Here is a 15,684-nt window from a genome sequence, read left to right on the forward strand (position 1 = left end):
GCAGGGTTGACCTTCGGCGGGAAGGGGGACACCTATTGGGGCAATGAACCGCCACATCACGAAGGGGTGAACCATGTCTTTCGAACTTCCCGATCTTCCCTATGCGCACGACGCACTGGCCAGCCAGGGCATGAGCCAGGAGACGCTGGAATACCACCACGACATCCACCACAAGGCCTATGTCGACAACGGCAACAAGCTGATCTCCGGCACCGAGTGGGAAGGCAAGAGCCTCGAAGAGATCGTCAAGGGCACCTATGACGCGGGCGCCGTGGCGCAGTCGGGCATCTTCAACAATGCCTCGCAGCACTGGAACCACATGCAGTTCTGGGAAATGATGGGCCCCGGCCCGAACGCCATGCCGTCCGAGCTGGAAGCGGCCATCAAGGACAGCTTCGGCACCGTCGACGAGTTCAAGTCGCAGTTCTCCGCCGCGGGCGCGGGCCAGTTCGGCTCGGGCTGGTGCTGGCTGGTCAAGGACACCGACGGCGGCCTGAAGGTCACCAAGACCGAGAACGGCGTGAACCCGCTGTGCTTTGGCCAGACCGCGCTCTTGGGTTGCGACGTGTGGGAGCATTCCTACTACATCGACTTCCGCAACAAGCGTCCGGCCTACCTGACCAACTTCCTCGACAACCTGGTGAACTGGGAAAACGTGGCTTCGCGCCTGTAATCCCATGTGCGGGGCCGTGCGCGCCCCGACCGGATGAGAAAGACGCCCTCGCAGATTGCTGCGGGGGCGTTTTTCGTGTGATCCTAGGCAAGCCGGTCCACCAGCACGGCGTTCAGCGACGATCCACTGCGCCGCAGCCGGGCAAGCTCCTGGAACTCGGCGGAATTCCAGAATGCCCTGGCATGGTCACGGTCCGGAAAGGCGAGGATGAAGGCCGCGTCGGGCAGGGGATTGTCCCCCTCCAGGTGTTCCGGTGCGCCATCCCGGACAAGGAATTCGCCCGAGTGGGCGGCCACAACCGCCGGGATCTTGGCGAAATAGGCCTCCATCCAGTCCCGACTGTGAATCTGCATCTGGCCGATGACAAATGCCCCCATATCGCTGGTCTCCCGCTGTCTTGCCCTGACAGGCTATGCGGATATGGACCGTGCGACAATCCTCATGCCGGACGCCGCCAAAGCCGGAACCCCACGATTCACAAGGGCGCAAGGACGCCCTATGGTAAGGTTATCCCGGGTCCATCCGGGCCGTCGGCAGCATTTCGGGAAGGTTATTTTTGCATGGATACGACAGGGGCTTTCGTGGATCGCCCGGACGGCAGTCCGGCACGGTCGGGGACAGGTCAGACAGGGGGGGCACGATGCTGCGCAACCTGATCGTCCAGATGAACCAGACCCAGCAATTCCTGTGGCGGACGCATCCGGACGGGCGGCGGCAGGTGTCCTGGCGGGTCTGGCTGCTGATCTTCGTGACGCCGGTGCTGTTCCTGGCGACGGCGGCGCTGCTGGCCTATGACAGCGTCAGTTTCGTGTCGCGCGCGGACCGCACCACCGGCGAGGTGGTGCGCGTCTACGAGTGGGAGGACTGGACCCCCTGGGCGGGCAACCATACGGTCTACGGCCCGGTCTTCCGCTATGAATTCCGCGACGGCGAGATGACCGAGGCCAGCCTGGGACAGTCCTCGGCCAACTGGGGGTTCGAGATCGGATCGCGGCACGATATCCTGTTCAATCCCGAGACCAGGGGCAATGTCAGGCTGCCCCTGTTCGAACACCTCTGGGCGCTGCCGCTGACGATTCTCTGCATCGGGCTGATCACCCTGGTCCCGGCGCTGTTCGGGGCATGGCGGGTGCGGCGCTGGTTGCGCGGCGGGGCAGGTGGCTGAGCAGCCGTCGCGTCGGCTTGCAGTGGTCGGCGCGGCTCTGTAGGGCAGGGGCACTGACCGGAGACGACCATGCCCCCCCAGACCCAAGGCATCCTCCTGATGATCGGCGCCTGTTCGATCTGGGGGCTTTCGCCGATCTACTACAAGCTGCTGCTGCACGTCCCGCCGCTGGAACTCCTGGCGCATCGCACCTTCTGGTCGCTGATCGTCTTTGCCGGGCTGCTGGCGGTGCAGGGCCGACTGCGAGAGCTGCGCGGCGCGGTCGGTCGGCCAAGGGCGGCGCTGATCACCGCTATCGCGGCGCTGATGATCACCGCCAACTGGTTCCTCTTTATCCTCTCGGTGCAGATCGGCCAGGTGCGTGAAACCTCGCTGGGCTATTACACCTTCCCGCTGGTCGCTGTCCTGCTTGGGGTCGTCGTCCTGCGCGAACGGCTGTCGGCGCTGCAATGGGTCGCCGTGGGGCTGGCCACGCTGGCGGTGGCGCAGCTGACCTGGGGGTTGGGGGCGGCCCCCTGGATCGCGCTGGTCCTGGCCACGACATTCGGCATCTACGGCATTGTGAAGAAACGGCTTTCCGTCGGTCCGGTCGTGTCTGTCACGGGGGAGGTGCTGTTGCTGGCGCCCTTTGCCCTGGGCTGGCTTGCGGTGCTGGAACTGCAGGACAAGGCGATCTTTGGCGATGACCTTTATACCTCGGGCCTGCTGGTCTTTTCCGGCTTGCTGACGGCGCTGCCGCTGGTGCTCTTCTCGGCCGCGGCGCAGCGGGTCAACATGACCACGCTGGGCGTGCTGCAATACCTCAACCCGACGCTGCAATTCATTTGCGCCGTGGTCATCTTCAAAGAGCCGCTGACTCCTTTCCACCTCATCGCCTTCGGCCTGATCTGGGCCGCGCTGGCGATCTACTCGGCCTCGGGCTTTGCTCAGGACAGGGCGCGCCGCAAAAGCGCCATGACTTCCTCTGCCGAACCGCCGCTCTGAACGAATTCCAGCAACGAGGGATCGGCAAAGCCGGTGTCCACGACATGCTGCATCAGTGCCTTCAGCGGTTCCCAGTAGCCGGCCACGTCCAGCAGGATGATGGGTTTCGCATGCAGGCCCAGCTGGCGCCATGTCAGTACCTCGAAGAACTCGTCCAGCGACCCCGCGCCGCCGGGCATGACCACCACCGCGTCGGCGTTCATCAGCATGACCTTCTTGCGCTCGTGCATGGTCTCGGTGACGACGAAACTGGTCAGATCGGTCTTGCCGACCTCCAGCTGCAGGAGATGGGTGGGGATCACGCCGAATGTCTCTCCGCCGGCCGCCTGCGTGGCACGCGCGATCAGCCCCATCAGGCCCACGTCGCCCGCGCCGTAGACCAGCCGCCAGCCTTCCTGCGCCAGCGCCTCGCCCAGGGCGGTGGCCTCTGCCGCATAGTCGGGATTTCCCCCCTTGCGGGAACCGCAGTAGACGCAGATGGACATGGTGGACATTTCAGGCTCCAAGGCTTGCAGAAAAAACGACTTTTGACGCTTCGTAGCCTGTGGTTTATAAACGCTCAACCATCCTGTGGCCCCGCTGGGGGGCCGAGGCCGCAGGCGCTGTCATTCGGAAGGCTGCCATGAGCAAGATCGCACTCTACTTGGCCCTCGCCGGCGCCGGCACTGCCGGGGCGGTGACTGTCATGGTCGCCACCGGCATGATCGACCCGCCCTGGGGCGCAACGCCCGATGGACCGGCTCCCGATCCGGTGGTCGCCGCGCCGGATGCGCCGCCGGTTCCCAGCGTCGACGCGCCCGACACGCCGCTGGCGGCCTCGACAGTTGTCAAGCCGTCCGCAGACCCGGTCAAGAGCGACGATCCCGTGCCTGCGCCCTCGGCCACGGTGGACAAGCCCGATCCCGCAACCCGTCCGGTCGAAACCGCGGATGGCCCGGATCCGGCTGACCCGGCAGAGGCGACCGATCCGGTGGCGCCGCCGCTGGATACCGCCGATGCTCCTGTCCCGGCAGAGGCACCGGACGCGCCGGCCCCGACCCCTGCCGAAGGGGCAGAGGCCGCGGCGCCGGATGTCTCGATCGCCGCGGTCGATCCCGATGGCCCCGCGCCGGACCAGACCGTGCCCGGTCCGGCCCCGGATGATGCCCCCGACGAAACCGTCGCCGCAGCCGCCCCCGTGGCAGAGGCCCCCGATCCCGACAGGCCCGATCCCGACAGGCCCGAGGCCGAGTCCCCCGACCCCGAGGCACCGGAGGCGGCAGGTGCGCTCCTGCCGCTCTTCGATCCCGACGCGGCGCCGGTGCAGGAACTGCTGCTGGATGGCGACGAGGCAGTGATCCGCCCCAGCTTTGACGTGGTCCGCGCCGAAACCGACGGCTTTTCGCTGATCGCGGGCGGCGGTGAACCGGGCGCCCTGCTCGAGGTGATCGTGAACGGCGAGCCGGTCGAAAAGCTCAAGATCGGTGGCGACGGAAAATTCACGACCTTCCTCAACCTGCCGCCGGACCAAGGCGCCGTGATCACCCTGCGCCAGACCGCCAAGGAACGCACCGTCCTGTCCGAGGGCGAGGTCATCGTCGCGCCGCGACAGGTGGCCGCCGCCGACCTGACGCCTGAACGCCAGCCGAAAACGCCCGTGGCCACCGGCCCGATCCTGGAACAGGAACCGGACGTGGATGCGCCTGCCGGTGATGCCCCGCTGGCCACCGCCGGTCCCGATGCCGGTCCCGTCGATCCCGAGGGCGCGCCGCCCGCGCCGGGCGATCAGCTGGCCCGGGTCGATCCGCAGCCCGAGGTCGGCGCCGGTCCCGACCCACTGGGTGCGCCCAAGTGGAACGGCGCCCCCCAGCGCGGCCCTCTGCCGGGCACCGATCCGGGGCCTGCCATCGCCGGCGCCCCGCCGCGTCCCGGCGGCCTTCCGGGCACGCAGGCGCCGGTGGACAGCCAGGACCCGACCGCGCCCCGCGCCAGCACGCGCGACCCGGCCAGCCCCGATGGCGCGGTGCCCGTTGCCGGAACCGCCGCTCCGCGCGCCGGGGATGACCCTGTGATCACCGCGCGGGCTGAACCGGACGTGGGCGATGCCCCGCCGACCGCGCTGCCCCCCGCCGTCCTGCTGTCCTCGCCGCGCGGGATCGAGGCGCTGTCGACCGCGCCCATCGCGCCGGGCGACGTGGCGCTCGACTCGATCAGCTATGACGACGAAGGCGACGTGCTGCTCTCGGGCCGGGGCAAGACCGCGGCCTTCGTGCGGATCTACCTGGACAACACCCCCGTCACCACCTCGCGCATCCGCGAGGATGGCCGCTGGCGGGTGCAACTGCCCGAGGTCGACCAGGGCACCTACGTGTTGCGCGTCGACCAGATCAACGAACGCGGCCAGGTCATCGCCCGAGTCGAAAGCCCGTTTCTGCGCGAGAGCGCCACGGTGCTGGAACGGGTGGTCTCCGAGGGGGCAGGCCCGGTGCGCAGCGTGACGATCCAGCCGGGCAACACGCTCTGGGGGATCTCTCGCCAGCGCTACGGCGACGGGATGCAATATGTCCGCATCTACGAGGCCAACCGCGACCGCATCCGCGACCCAGACCTGATCTACCCCGGCCAGATCTTCGACCTGCCGCAGACTGTGACTGATTGATTTCCACCCGGGCTCGGCGCCCGACTGCAACCGGAAATAGGGGGCTCTGCCCCCGTCTCCCTGCGGTCGACTCCCCCGAGGTATTGGTCAAACCAAAGAAGATTGGTGCCTCATCCTGTTTTCTTTGGTTTAAAAAATACCTCGGGGGTGAATGCGCCCCCGGCGCAGAGGGGGCAGCGCCCCCCCTGTTCGGCACCTGATCGGCGGGCGGCTTGCAGAACAGCGCGCCGCGGCCTAGGTGATAGGGCCAAACAGGAAAGCCTTTTATGCCCCCCGACACCTCTACCGATGCCCAGATCGCCCGCGACGAACGCCGTTCGGGGTGGCGCACGATCCGTCGTGTCGGCCCCTATCTCTGGCCCGAGGGGCAGACCTGGGCCAAGCGTCGCGTCGTCATCGCGCTGGGCTTCCTGATCCTGGCCAAGCTTATCGCCGTGGCCACCCCGATCCTCTACAAGCAGGCGGTCGACACGCTGTCGGGGGATGTCTCGGACCTGATGCTGGGGGCGGTCGGGCTGACGCTGGCCTATGGCATGGCGCGGCTGATGACCGTCGGGTTCCAGCAGTTGCGCGACGCGGTCTTTGCCAAGGTCGGCCAGCGCGCCCTGCGGCGGCTGGCGCTGGAAACCTTCACCCATATCCACCGCCTCTCGATGCGCTATCACATCACGCGCAAGACCGGCGGACTGAGCCGCATCATCGAGCGCGGCGTGAAAGGCGTGGAATTCCTGCTGCGCTTCCTGCTGTTCTCCATCGGGCCGCTGATGCTGGAGCTGATCCTGGTCGCGGCGGTGCTCTTCTATCTTTTTGACGTCTGGTACCTGGTCGTCGTGGTGGGTGTGATCGCGCTCTATGTCGCCTTCACCTTCAAGGTGACGGAATGGCGGGTGAAGCTGCGGCGCGAGATGAACAAGCAGGACACCGATGCCAACCAGAAGGCGATCGACAGCCTGCTGAACTTCGAGACGGTCAAGTATTTCGGCGCCGAGGCGCGCGAGGCGGCACGCTATGACCGTGCCATGCAGGGCTACGAACAGGCGGCGATCAAGACGGCCACCTCGTTGGCCATGCTGAACGTGGGCCAGTCGCTGATCATCACCTCGGGCCTGGTGGCCGTCATGGTCATGGCGGCTGTGGGGGTGCAGAACGGCGCGCTGACGGTGGGCGATTTCGTCATGGTCAATGCCTACATGATCCAGATCACCATGCCGCTGAACTTTCTCGGGACGGTCTACCGCGAGATCCGCCAGGCGCTGGTGGACATGGGCGAGATGTTCGACCTGCTGGAACAGCCGCGCGAGGTGTCCGACAAGCCCGGCGCACCGGACCTGGCGGTCTCCGGCGGAGTGGTGGACTTCGCCGGGGTGCGCTTTGGCTATGATCCGGCGCGCCCGATCCTCAAGGGCATCGACGTCGCCGTGGGCGCGGGAGAGAACGTGGCGCTGGTCGGGCCTTCCGGGTCCGGCAAATCCACCATCGGGCGGCTTCTGTTCCGCTTCTACGACGTGGACGGAGGCGCCGTGCGCATCGACGGACAGGATCTGCGCGACGTGACCCAGGACAGCCTGCACGCGGCCATCGGCGTGGTGCCGCAGGACACCGTCCTGTTCAACGACACGATCCGTTACAACATCGCCTACGGTCGCGACGGCGCCAGCGACGCCGAGATCGTGGAGGCCGCGAAAGCCGCGCAGATCCATAGCTTCATCGAAAGTCTGCCCGAGGGCTACGACACCCAGGTCGGCGAACGGGGGCTGAAGCTCTCGGGGGGCGAGAAACAGCGGGTGGGCATCGCGCGCACCCTGCTCAAGGACCCACCGATCCTGCTTCTGGACGAGGCGACCAGCGCGCTGGACACCGAGACAGAGGCCAGCATCCAGGACGCGCTGCGCCGCGCGGGCGAGGGGCGGACGGTCATCACCATCGCGCACCGCCTGTCCACCATCGCCGACGCGGACCGGATCGTGGTGTTGCAAGAGGGCGAGGTGGTCGAACAGGGCACGCATGACGCGCTCCTGGCGCAGGGCGGGCGCTATGCCGCGCTCTGGGCGCGGCAGCAGGCCAGCGAGGAAGAGGCGGCCTGAAACGGGCGCGGCGGCAAGCGGCTTCGAAGCCGCTTGCAACGCCTTTTCAAAGGCGTTGCCTCACCCCGCGTCCAGCGCGGTCTGCACCCCCTCGAAGAACCCGCCCAGGTGTTCGCCGTCCACCAGCGCATGATGCACCTGGATGCCCATCGCCATGCGCCAGCCGGTGCCCTCGGGCACGATCTTGCCCCAGGCCACCCGGGGGATGCAGTCATCTGCATGCGGCAGGGCATTGTCCAGCGCCGTGAAATCCAGCCAGGGCAGGCAGGACATATAGGCCACGCCGTCCATCCCCTCGGCATTGCCGGCCAGCGTCGCGCGGTTGCGGGCTTCGTCTATGGCCGCCTCTGCGCCCGCGTCGAAACGCGCAAAATCGGGGTCGAAGGGAACGTAGGAAAAGTTGAACCCGCCGTCCGGCCGCGGCACCGGGGTCGACAGCATCACCCTGTCATGCCGCACCACGCTGTCGCCGCGAAACCGCATGTTCAGTTCCGGCACGCCGTGCAGCCCGCAGCCGATGGCATGCAGGCTGGCGCGGAACAGCGAGTGCCCCGCCGCCTTGCGCACCTTCATCAGATGTGTCGCATCCATCCGCACGGTCACCGCGTAATGCGGCTTTTCAAAGCTGCGGAACCAGCGGAACTGCGGCGTGCGTGGCCATGTCTCCAGGTCGACGGGGTGTTCGGCCATTTGGGCATCTCCGGAAAGGCCCCGTCCGGATGCCGGTTTCAAACGCACCTTGAAACTGTTTAAGGCCGCGCAGGGGCAATCCGGAGGGTGTCAAATGTTGCCTATCGGAAACAGGATGCTAGGGTCTGCGTCAAGCCATCACGAGAGGTATACTATGGTCGACCGAGTGGAACGCGCCGGGTTGAACGTCGACGAAGGACTGGCCAGCTTCATCGAAGAGCAGGCCCTTCCGGGCACCGGTATCGGGGCCGAGGGGTTCTGGCAGGCGCTGTCGGAGCTGGCGCATGACATTGGTCCGCGCAACCGCGCCCTGCTGGACAAGCGCGAGGCGCTGCAGAAACAGATCGACGACTGGCACAAGGCGCGCGCCAACCAGCCGCATGACCACGAAGCCTACAAGGCCTTCCTGACGGAAATCGGCTACCTTCTGCCTGAAGGCGGCGATTTCGAGATCGAGACCGCCAATACCGACCCCGAGATCGCCACCGTGCCCGGCCCGCAACTGGTGGTGCCGATCACCAATGCCCGTTACGCGCTCAATGCCGCCAATGCCCGCTGGGGCAGCCTTTACGACGGGCTGTACGGCACCGACGCGATGGGCTCGCTGCCACCGAAAGGCGGGTATGAGAACGGCCGTGGCGCCCGGGTGATCGCCCGCGCCCGCGTCTTCCTGGACGAGGCATTTCCTGTCGAGGGTGTCAGCCATGCCGACGCCCGCCGCTACCACGTTCAGGGCGGCGCGCTGCTGGTGGACGATCAACCGCTGATCGACCCGTCGAAATTCCGCGGTTACCGCGGCCACCCCAAGGCGCCCGATGCGGTGCTGCTGTGCAACAACGGTTTGCATGTCGAGCTGGTCTTTGACCGTACCCATTTCATCGGCGCCCGCGACCAGGCGGGGCTGGCGGACGTGCGGCTGGAATCGGCCGTCTCGGCGATCATGGACTGCGAGGATTCCGTGGCCTGCGTCGATGGCGAGGACAAGACCCTGGCCTATGCCAACTGGCTGGGCCTGATGCAGGGCACCCTGTCGGAAACCTTCGAGAAGGGCGGCAAGAGCGTCACCCGCAAGCTGACCCCGGATCACGAGTTCCTGGGCGCCGACGGCGCGCCTTTCACCGTCAAGGGCCGCGCGCTGATGCTGGTGCGCAACGTCGGCCACCTGATGACCAACCCGGCGATCCTCTTGCGCGACGGCTCGGAGATCTTCGAGGGGCTGATGGATGCGCTGATCACCGTGCTGATCGCCCGCCATGACCTGCAACGCACCGAAGGCGGCTTGCGCAATTCGCACACCGGCTCGGTCTACGTGGTCAAACCCAAGATGCACGGACCCGAGGAAGTGGCCTTCGCCGACGAGGTATTCACCTTCGTCGAGAAGGCGCTGAACCTGCCGCAATACACCGTCAAGCTGGGCATCATGGACGAGGAGCGCCGCACCTCGGTCAACCTCAAGGAATGCATCCGCGCCGCGAAACACCGGGTCGCCTTCATCAACACGGGCTTCCTTGATCGCACCGGCGACGAGATCCACACCTCAATGGAGGCCGGCCCCTTCAGCCGCAAGGATTTCATCAAGCGCAAGGGCTGGATCGGCGCCTACGAGGCGCGCAACGTGGACATCGGGCTGGAGTGCGGCCTGTCCGGCAAGGCGCAGATCGGCAAGGGCATGTGGGCCATGCCCGACAAGATGGCCGCCATGCTGGAGGCCAAGATCGAACATCCCAAGGCAGGCGCCAACTGCGCCTGGGTGCCGTCGCCCACCGCCGCCACGCTGCACGCGCTGCATTACCACAAGGTCGACGTCTTCGCCGTACAGAAGGCCCTGCGCGCCGGTGGCCGCCGCGCCCATGTGGACGCGGTGCTGGAGATCCCGCTGGCCTCCTTCCGCAAGTGGCGCCCCGAACAGGTCCGCCGCGAGGTTGAGAACAACGCCCAGGGCATTCTCGGCTACGTCGTGCGCTGGATCGACGCCGGGGTCGGCTGTTCCAAGGTGCCCGACATCAACGATGTCGGCCTGATGGAAGACCGCGCCACCTGCCGCATCTCGGCCCAGCATATCGCCAACTGGCTGCACCACGGCGTCGTGTCGCGTGACGAGGTCATGGAGATCATGAAGCGTATGGCCGAGGTCGTGGATGGCCAGAACGCGGATGACCCGTCCTACCAGCCGATGGCGCCGGGCTTTGACGGCATCGCCTTCCAGGCGGCCTGTGACCTGGTCTTCGAAGGCCGGGTGCAACCCTCTGGCTATACAGAGCCGGTGCTGCACAAGCGTCGGCTGGAGCTGAAGGCGGCGGGCTGACCCTCCGACCGTGGAACCTGCCCCCGTCCGGCGGGGCCGGTTGCCCGGGATTGCAACACTTTTGGGCCGGAAAACCTTGATCTTGTATTAATGATTTGATTGCCATTGGCAAAGAAACCAGACTGCTGCCCGAAAGCGCGCCAGTCGGATCTTGTGCGCAGTTCATTTGACATCATGAAACGTGGGGTAATCAGTCGTGGCCATTACATATACAACCGAAGGATATATCGGCCTGTCCGGCGTCACCATTACAGGCGGGCAGGGGCAACCGGGCAGCACGCTGTCGTGGACAGGGTTGTACAACTTCGCTGATGAAGACGACAACTACCCGATAACCGACGTTGACGAAGACGGGTTGCTCGATGCAGGAACCGACTGGTTCGTCGGCGATAGCGTCGATTTCACGGGGTACACGATCACCATTGGCGGTGTCGAGTATCCCGTTTTTCTGGGCGTTGGTGGTTATGGTGTTCCCCTGCCGCAGAACGGGTCCACCCAGACCCTGATCCCCTCCAGCGGCACGACAAACGCCTACCAGGCCGAGGCCCAGACCTATCTCTGCTTTGCCGCCGGGACAGAGATCGCCGGACCCGAGGGCGCGCGTCCTGTCGAAGACGTGCGGATCGGTGACATGATACTGACGGCGGATGGCCGGGCGGTGCCGGTGAAATGGATCGGGCGCCAAACCCTGCACAAGCGGTTCACCCCGGCAGAGCGCTTTGCGCCCGTGCGGGTGCGGGCCGGGGCGCTGGGGCAGGGTGTTCCGCACAGCGACTTGGTGCTGACCGCCGACCACGCGCTGATCCTCGACGGGCTGGCTGTCAACGCGGGCGCTCTGGTGAACGGCACCACGATCACGCGTGACCCGCTGGCGGATCTGCCCGAACGCGTAACCTATTACCACGTCGAAACCGAAGACCACGAGATCATCCTGGCCAATGGCGCAGCGGCGGAAACCTTTGTCGACTACCTTGGGCGCCGGGCATTCGACAATTTCGCGGAATACCTCGCCCTCTACGGAGAAGACCGCACCATTTTGGAAATGAACCGCCCTCGCGTCAGGTCCGCCCGGCATCTGCCCGCCGCGCTCAGTGCAAGGTTGGCCGGGGGGGCCGCTGCCTGAGGATGCCCGACTGACAGGCAATTCCGCGCCCTGTGTGCCGCCGCAGGTCCGTCTGTGCGGGCGGACACTTTTCGGGCGCGCCCATGTGGTCTACATATTCGCTGTTCACAAGGAGCAGGAACATGGCGCGCCCCATCGTCGGCATCATTGGCAACCAGTACCTGATCAACGATCAGTACCCGACCCACGCGGGCGGCACGATGAACTCCGAGGCGGTCTCGGAGGTGTCGCACTGCCTGCCTGTCGTGATCCCCTCGGACCCGCGGCTGGTCAGTGTCGACGAACTGCTCGAAGCCTTTGACGGCTTCGTGCTGACCGGCGGGCGCCCCAACGTCCACCCCGAGGAATACGGCGAGGAATGGACAGAGGCGCACGGCCAGCCCGACCGCAACCGCGATGCCATCACGCTGCCGCTGGTGCGGGCCTGCGTTCAGCGCGGTCAGCCCTTTCTGGGCATCTGCCGTGGCTTCCAGGAGGTCAACGTGGCGATGGGCGGGTCGCTTTACCCGGAAATCCGCGAATTGCCGGGCCGGATGAACCACCGGATGCCCCCCGACGGCACGCTGGAAGAGAAATTCGCCTTGCGCCACAAGGTCTCGCTGACCGAGGGGGGACCGTTCCACAAGCTGTTCGGCTCTGCCGAGGTGATGACCAACACGTTGCACGGGCAAGGGATCAAGACCGCCGGGTCGCGCATCGTGATCGACGGCTTTGCCCCCGATGGCACGCCAGAGGCGATCTACGTCAAGGATGCGCCGGGCTTTACCCTTTCGGTGCAATGGCACCCGGAATGGAATGCCGCCAACGACCCGGTATCGCGTCCGCTTTTCGAGGCATTCGGCGCCGCCGTACATGCCTGGGCGAAAAAGGGTGCCGAGGGGCTGCGCGTCGCGGGCTGAGATCCGGTCATTCATCGAGTGGGAACGAAAAAGCCCCTGCCGTGATGGCAAGGGGCGGGTAATCGTTAAACAAATGCCCGAGAACAATGATACGGGTCTGGCCTATACTTTAGGGTATATTTCCCGCTTTGCCTAGGGAATGTGGACGAAAGATGGCCCTCTTTACGCGACGTCTGCTTTCCGCCCCTTGATGCAGCGCGTAGGACGATCTGATGCTGCGCCGCAGCTTCGCCAGTGCGGCCATTCGTGCATCGTGCAGCATGTTCTTGGGTCAAATGACCGCAACGCGGTACATTATGAACTTTCGCTGCGGCTGCGCTGATGGCAGCAATCCGTTGCGCCCGATTAGTCGCCGGAACCAGTTCATGGAACACTAGCTGCGCGCATTTAGCTTCGCTCTTGCAAACTTGCCTTGCGCTTGTTGCAGATCTTGTAAGCCCTTGTCTGGAAGCTTGTTGCGTCGAAGAAAATTAAGCGCATGCCCAGATACGATATGCGCGTGCCCTATGCGCTCTTGAATCGTCAATAACTTAGAAGCTGTGCGGTCTTCCAAGAGCATCAGTGAACCGATAACAGCCTCGTCCAATGACATTACTACAATGTAGTCCGCGATCTGCCTTTCAGACAAGGCTCCGGTTCTTTCGGAAATATAGTCAGATAAAGGAATTCGGTTGATTTTCGACTCCACGTGGCTGCCTCGCTTTGCTCCGAAAGATTGATAGCAGGCATTCGTCGATGTCGCAGCATCGATCAACAGGGCTCGAACCCGTCATGCGGCGGGGCTGCGATCAGGGCCGACAGCCTTGCCAGGCGCACCGTCGCTTTCTGCATGTCGGGGGCAAGGCGCCCGGCCGAGGACCGGGCAGACCTCCGGGTAACGGGCCTCAGGTGTAAAAGTCGAAGGCCTTGTTCAGCGGCAGTTCGCGCACCCGCTTGCCGGTCAGGTCGAACAACGCATTGGCCAGTGCCGGGGCGGCGGGCGGCGTGCCGACCTCTCCGATCCCGTTCAGACGCTCCTGGTTTTCCAGGATCGTGACCTGCGTTCGCGGCATCTGGGCCATGCGCAGCGGCTCGTAATCGGGAAAGTTCTTCTGGTCCACGACACCGCCCGCGAATGTGATCTCTTCGCCGATGGCGGCTGACAGGCCATAGGCCATCGCCCCGGTCAGCTGCGCCTCGATGATCGACGGGTCCAGCGCCACGCCGGGGTCGGCGGCGATCCAGGCATCGGTCAGGCGCACCGCGCCGTCCACGTCGCGCACCTCGATCACCATCGCCGTGGGGGTGCCGAAACTGTAGACCATCGCAAGGCCCCGCCCGACGCCCTCCTCGGTCTTGCCGGTCCAGCCGGACATGTCGCGCACCGCCTCCAGCGCGTAGAAGGCGGGCAGCCATTCGTCGCGCGTCAGTTTCAGCCGCATCTCCAGCGGATCGGCCCCGGCGGCATGCGCGAGTTCATCCATGAAACATTCGTGGAAGAAGCCGTTGAAGCTGGCACCCACCGATCGCCAGAAGCCCAGCGGCGGCACGACATCCGCCTTGTGGCCCGCGATGCGGTAGTTCGGAATGCCGTAGGGCTGGTTGTAGATGCCGTCGACGATCCCCTTGTCCGGCCCGCCGGGGGCGAAACCGACCCAGCGTTTCAGCGCCTGCGCGGCGATCGAGGGCGAGGCGACCCTGGCGTCGAAGGCCACCGGTGCGCCGTCCGCCACGGCCCCCGTGATCCGCGCGATGGCGGGTGGGCGGTAGTAGTCGTGGGTCATGTCCTCTTCGCGCGACCAGGTGACATTGACCGGCGTGCCGGGCATGGCCTTGGCGACCTTGGTCGCCACCACGGCATAGTCGAACTCGCCCCGGCGGCCAAAGCCGCCGCCCATCAGCGTCACGTTCACCTCGACCTCTGACGGGTCGACGCCGGCCTCGGCGGCGCAGGCGTCGCGCAGGAAGGTCGGCCCCTGGTTGCCGCACCACAGCCTCAGGTGCTGGCCGTCGAACCAGGCGGTGGCATTCATCGGCTCCATCGTGGCATGGGCCAGGAAGGGCACGCGGTATTCCGCCTCGACCGCCGTCGCGCCTGCGGGCAGGCGGTCTGGATTGCCGTCGTCGCGCAGCACGGAGTCCGGTTCGGTGTCAAAAGCCGCCTCGACCGCGGCCACCATCGCCTCGGTGCTTTCGGGGTAGGGGGCGGGGTCCCACTCGACCTCTATGGCGTCTACGGCCTGCTGGGCCAGCCAGGTGTTGGTGGCGATCACCGCCAGACCGTCGCCCAGGTCCACCACCTTTTCGACGCCGGGCATGCGGCCTGCCTCGAAGGCATCATAGCGTTTCATGCCGCCGCGCGTGGGCGAGCGGCGCACAGCCGCAAAGCGCATCCCCGGCAGGCGCGTGTCGATGCCGAATTGCGCGGTGCCCGTGGACTTGCCCAGCATGTCGACGCGCGGCAGCGACGTGCCCAAGAGCCGCCATTCGCTGCGCTCGCGCAGTTCGATCCGGGGCGGTTCGACCTCTGCCGCCTCGGCGGCCAGGTCCGTGTAGGGAATGCTGGTGCCATCGGGGGCGATCACGGCACCGTTTTCCGTGCGCAGTTCGACCACGCCGACATTCAGCCGCTTGGCGGCGGCGGTCTTCAGCATCTCGCGCGCAGCGGCGCCGGTGACGCGCATCCGCTCATAGCCGTCCTTCATGGCGGTGGACCCGCCCGTGACCTGCATCGAAAAGACCTTGCCCATGACGCCCATCATTTCGCCCAGCGAATGTTGGAAGGCAGAGGCGTCATAACCCTTGTGCGTCTGTCCCTCGCCCATCAGGGCGCTGTTGTAATAGGCCTGTGCGGGCGGGCCGTGGATGACACGCACGTCCTCCCAGGCGAGGTCCATCTCCTCGGCGATCAGCGCGGCCCAGGTGGTCATCGTGCCTTGGCCCATCTCGGCGCGCGGAGCAACGAGGGTCACGCCCTCGCCGTCGATCAGGACAAAGGCGTTCAGGCTGGCCTCGCCCTCGCCGGGTTTCAGCGGGTTGGGGGCGGGGCGGGTGACGTACCAGGCGCCGAAGGCGGCGCCACCGGCGACGGCGACGGCCCCGAAAAGGAATGTGCGGCGGGCGATCTTTCCGAAGCGGGACATG

At 65.9% G+C, this 15,684-nt stretch carries 13 protein-coding genes; 8 read left to right on the top strand and 5 right to left on the bottom strand.

Features of this window, described 5'->3' with window-relative positions:
* Nucleotides 1-73: 73 nt before the first annotated feature.
* Complete coding sequence (locus BLQ71_RS21810) at nt 74-673, top strand: superoxide dismutase (protein WP_043146455.1); 600 nt, start codon at nt 74-76, stop codon at nt 671-673.
* Between the two features lie 83 nt (nt 674-756).
* Here BLQ71_RS21810 and BLQ71_RS21815 read toward each other — a convergent pair whose 3' ends face one another.
* Nucleotides 757-1,050 (bottom strand): DUF1330 domain-containing protein, encoded by a 294-nt coding sequence (locus tag BLQ71_RS21815; RefSeq protein ID WP_074623240.1) that lies wholly within the window; start codon nt 1,048-1,050, stop codon nt 757-759.
* Nucleotides 1,051-1,313: 263 nt separating this feature from the next.
* Here BLQ71_RS21815 and BLQ71_RS21820 point away from each other — a divergent pair, with 263 nt between their 5' ends.
* Together BLQ71_RS21820 and rarD are read left to right on the top strand one after the other, a co-directional pair.
* Entirely contained in the window at nt 1,314-1,838 is a 525-nt protein-coding gene (locus tag BLQ71_RS21820) for a DUF3592 domain-containing protein (protein ID WP_074623241.1), read from the top strand.
* 69 nt (nt 1,839-1,907) lie between these two features.
* Nucleotides 1,908-2,822, top strand: coding sequence for an EamA family transporter RarD (gene rarD, locus BLQ71_RS21825; protein WP_074623242.1), 915 nt, complete (start codon nt 1,908-1,910; stop codon nt 2,820-2,822).
* Here rarD and BLQ71_RS21830 read toward each other — a convergent pair.
* On the bottom strand, nt 2,765-3,316 hold the full coding sequence (locus tag BLQ71_RS21830; protein WP_074623243.1) for an LOG family protein: 552 nt from the start codon (nt 3,314-3,316) through the stop codon (nt 2,765-2,767). The genes rarD and BLQ71_RS21830 overlap by 58 nt on opposite strands.
* A gap of 128 nt (nt 3,317-3,444) precedes the next feature.
* Here BLQ71_RS21830 and BLQ71_RS21835 point away from each other — a divergent pair, with 128 nt between their 5' ends.
* Entirely contained in the window at nt 3,445-5,460 is a 2,016-nt protein-coding gene (locus BLQ71_RS21835; protein WP_074623244.1) for a LysM peptidoglycan-binding domain-containing protein, read from the top strand.
* 266 nt (nt 5,461-5,726) lie between these two features.
* The gene (locus tag BLQ71_RS21840; protein WP_074623245.1) at nt 5,727-7,544 is read left to right on the top strand and encodes an ABCB family ABC transporter ATP-binding protein/permease; all 1,818 of its coding nucleotides are present in this window, start codon (nt 5,727-5,729) and stop codon (nt 7,542-7,544) included.
* A 60-nt stretch (nt 7,545-7,604) separates the two neighbouring features.
* Here BLQ71_RS21840 and BLQ71_RS21845 read toward each other — a convergent pair whose 3' ends face one another.
* Nucleotides 7,605-8,234, bottom strand: coding sequence for a chloramphenicol acetyltransferase (locus BLQ71_RS21845; RefSeq protein WP_074623246.1), 630 nt, complete (start codon nt 8,232-8,234; stop codon nt 7,605-7,607).
* A 154-nt stretch (nt 8,235-8,388) separates the two neighbouring features.
* On the opposite strand from BLQ71_RS21845, the gene BLQ71_RS21850 reads away from it, so the two are divergent.
* The 3 genes from BLQ71_RS21850 to BLQ71_RS21860 all read left to right on the top strand — a co-directional run bounded on the left by BLQ71_RS21850 (nt 8,389) and on the right by BLQ71_RS21860 (nt 12,561).
* Nucleotides 8,389-10,539, top strand: a complete 2,151-nt coding sequence (locus tag BLQ71_RS21850) for a malate synthase G (protein ID WP_074623247.1) — start codon at nt 8,389-8,391, stop codon at nt 10,537-10,539.
* 196 nt (nt 10,540-10,735) lie between these two features.
* Complete coding sequence (locus tag BLQ71_RS21855; protein ID WP_229754950.1) at nt 10,736-11,662, top strand: Hint domain-containing protein; 927 nt, start codon at nt 10,736-10,738, stop codon at nt 11,660-11,662.
* A 122-nt stretch (nt 11,663-11,784) separates the two neighbouring features.
* The gene (locus BLQ71_RS21860; RefSeq protein WP_074623248.1) at nt 11,785-12,561 is read left to right on the top strand and encodes a gamma-glutamyl-gamma-aminobutyrate hydrolase family protein; all 777 of its coding nucleotides are present in this window, start codon (nt 11,785-11,787) and stop codon (nt 12,559-12,561) included.
* Nucleotides 12,562-12,934: 373 nt separating this feature from the next.
* On the opposite strand, the gene BLQ71_RS26135 is transcribed toward BLQ71_RS21860, so the two are convergent.
* Together BLQ71_RS26135 and BLQ71_RS21865 are read right to left on the bottom strand one after the other, a co-directional pair.
* Nucleotides 12,935-13,315: a hypothetical protein gene (locus BLQ71_RS26135; RefSeq protein WP_133066186.1), complete on the bottom strand. Its 381-nt coding sequence runs from the start codon at nt 13,313-13,315 to the stop codon at nt 12,935-12,937.
* Between the two features lie 130 nt (nt 13,316-13,445).
* The gene (locus tag BLQ71_RS21865; RefSeq protein ID WP_074623249.1) at nt 13,446-15,683 is read right to left on the bottom strand and encodes a xanthine dehydrogenase family protein molybdopterin-binding subunit; all 2,238 of its coding nucleotides are present in this window, start codon (nt 15,681-15,683) and stop codon (nt 13,446-13,448) included.
* Between the last annotated feature and the right edge of the window lies 1 nt (nt 15,684).

The organism is Antarctobacter albus, assembly GCF_900101505.1.
GTDB lineage: Bacteria > Pseudomonadota > Alphaproteobacteria > Rhodobacterales > Rhodobacteraceae > Antarctobacter > Antarctobacter albus.

Bases quoted from the DNA above. Each gene is read 5' to 3' on its own strand.
- BLQ71_RS21810 (WP_043146455.1), top strand. From the start codon at position 74: ATGTCTTTCGAACTTCCCGATCTTCCCTATGCGCACGACGCACTGGCC.
- BLQ71_RS21815 (WP_074623240.1), bottom strand. From the start codon at position 1,050: ATGGGGGCATTTGTCATCGGCCAGATGCAGATTCACAGTCGGGACTGG.
- BLQ71_RS21820 (WP_074623241.1), top strand. From the start codon at position 1,314: ATGCTGCGCAACCTGATCGTCCAGATGAACCAGACCCAGCAATTCCTG.
- rarD (WP_074623242.1), top strand. From the start codon at position 1,908: ATGCCCCCCCAGACCCAAGGCATCCTCCTGATGATCGGCGCCTGTTCG.
- BLQ71_RS21830 (WP_074623243.1), bottom strand. From the start codon at position 3,316: ATGTCCACCATGTCCATCTGCGTCTACTGCGGTTCCCGCAAGGGGGGA.
- BLQ71_RS21835 (WP_074623244.1), top strand. From the start codon at position 3,445: ATGAGCAAGATCGCACTCTACTTGGCCCTCGCCGGCGCCGGCACTGCC.
- BLQ71_RS21840 (WP_074623245.1), top strand. From the start codon at position 5,727: ATGCCCCCCGACACCTCTACCGATGCCCAGATCGCCCGCGACGAACGC.
- BLQ71_RS21845 (WP_074623246.1), bottom strand. From the start codon at position 8,234: ATGGCCGAACACCCCGTCGACCTGGAGACATGGCCACGCACGCCGCAG.
- BLQ71_RS21850 (WP_074623247.1), top strand. From the start codon at position 8,389: ATGGTCGACCGAGTGGAACGCGCCGGGTTGAACGTCGACGAAGGACTG.
- BLQ71_RS21860 (WP_074623248.1), top strand. From the start codon at position 11,785: ATGGCGCGCCCCATCGTCGGCATCATTGGCAACCAGTACCTGATCAAC.
- BLQ71_RS21865 (WP_074623249.1), bottom strand. From the start codon at position 15,683: ATGTCCCGCTTCGGAAAGATCGCCCGCCGCACATTCCTTTTCGGGGCC.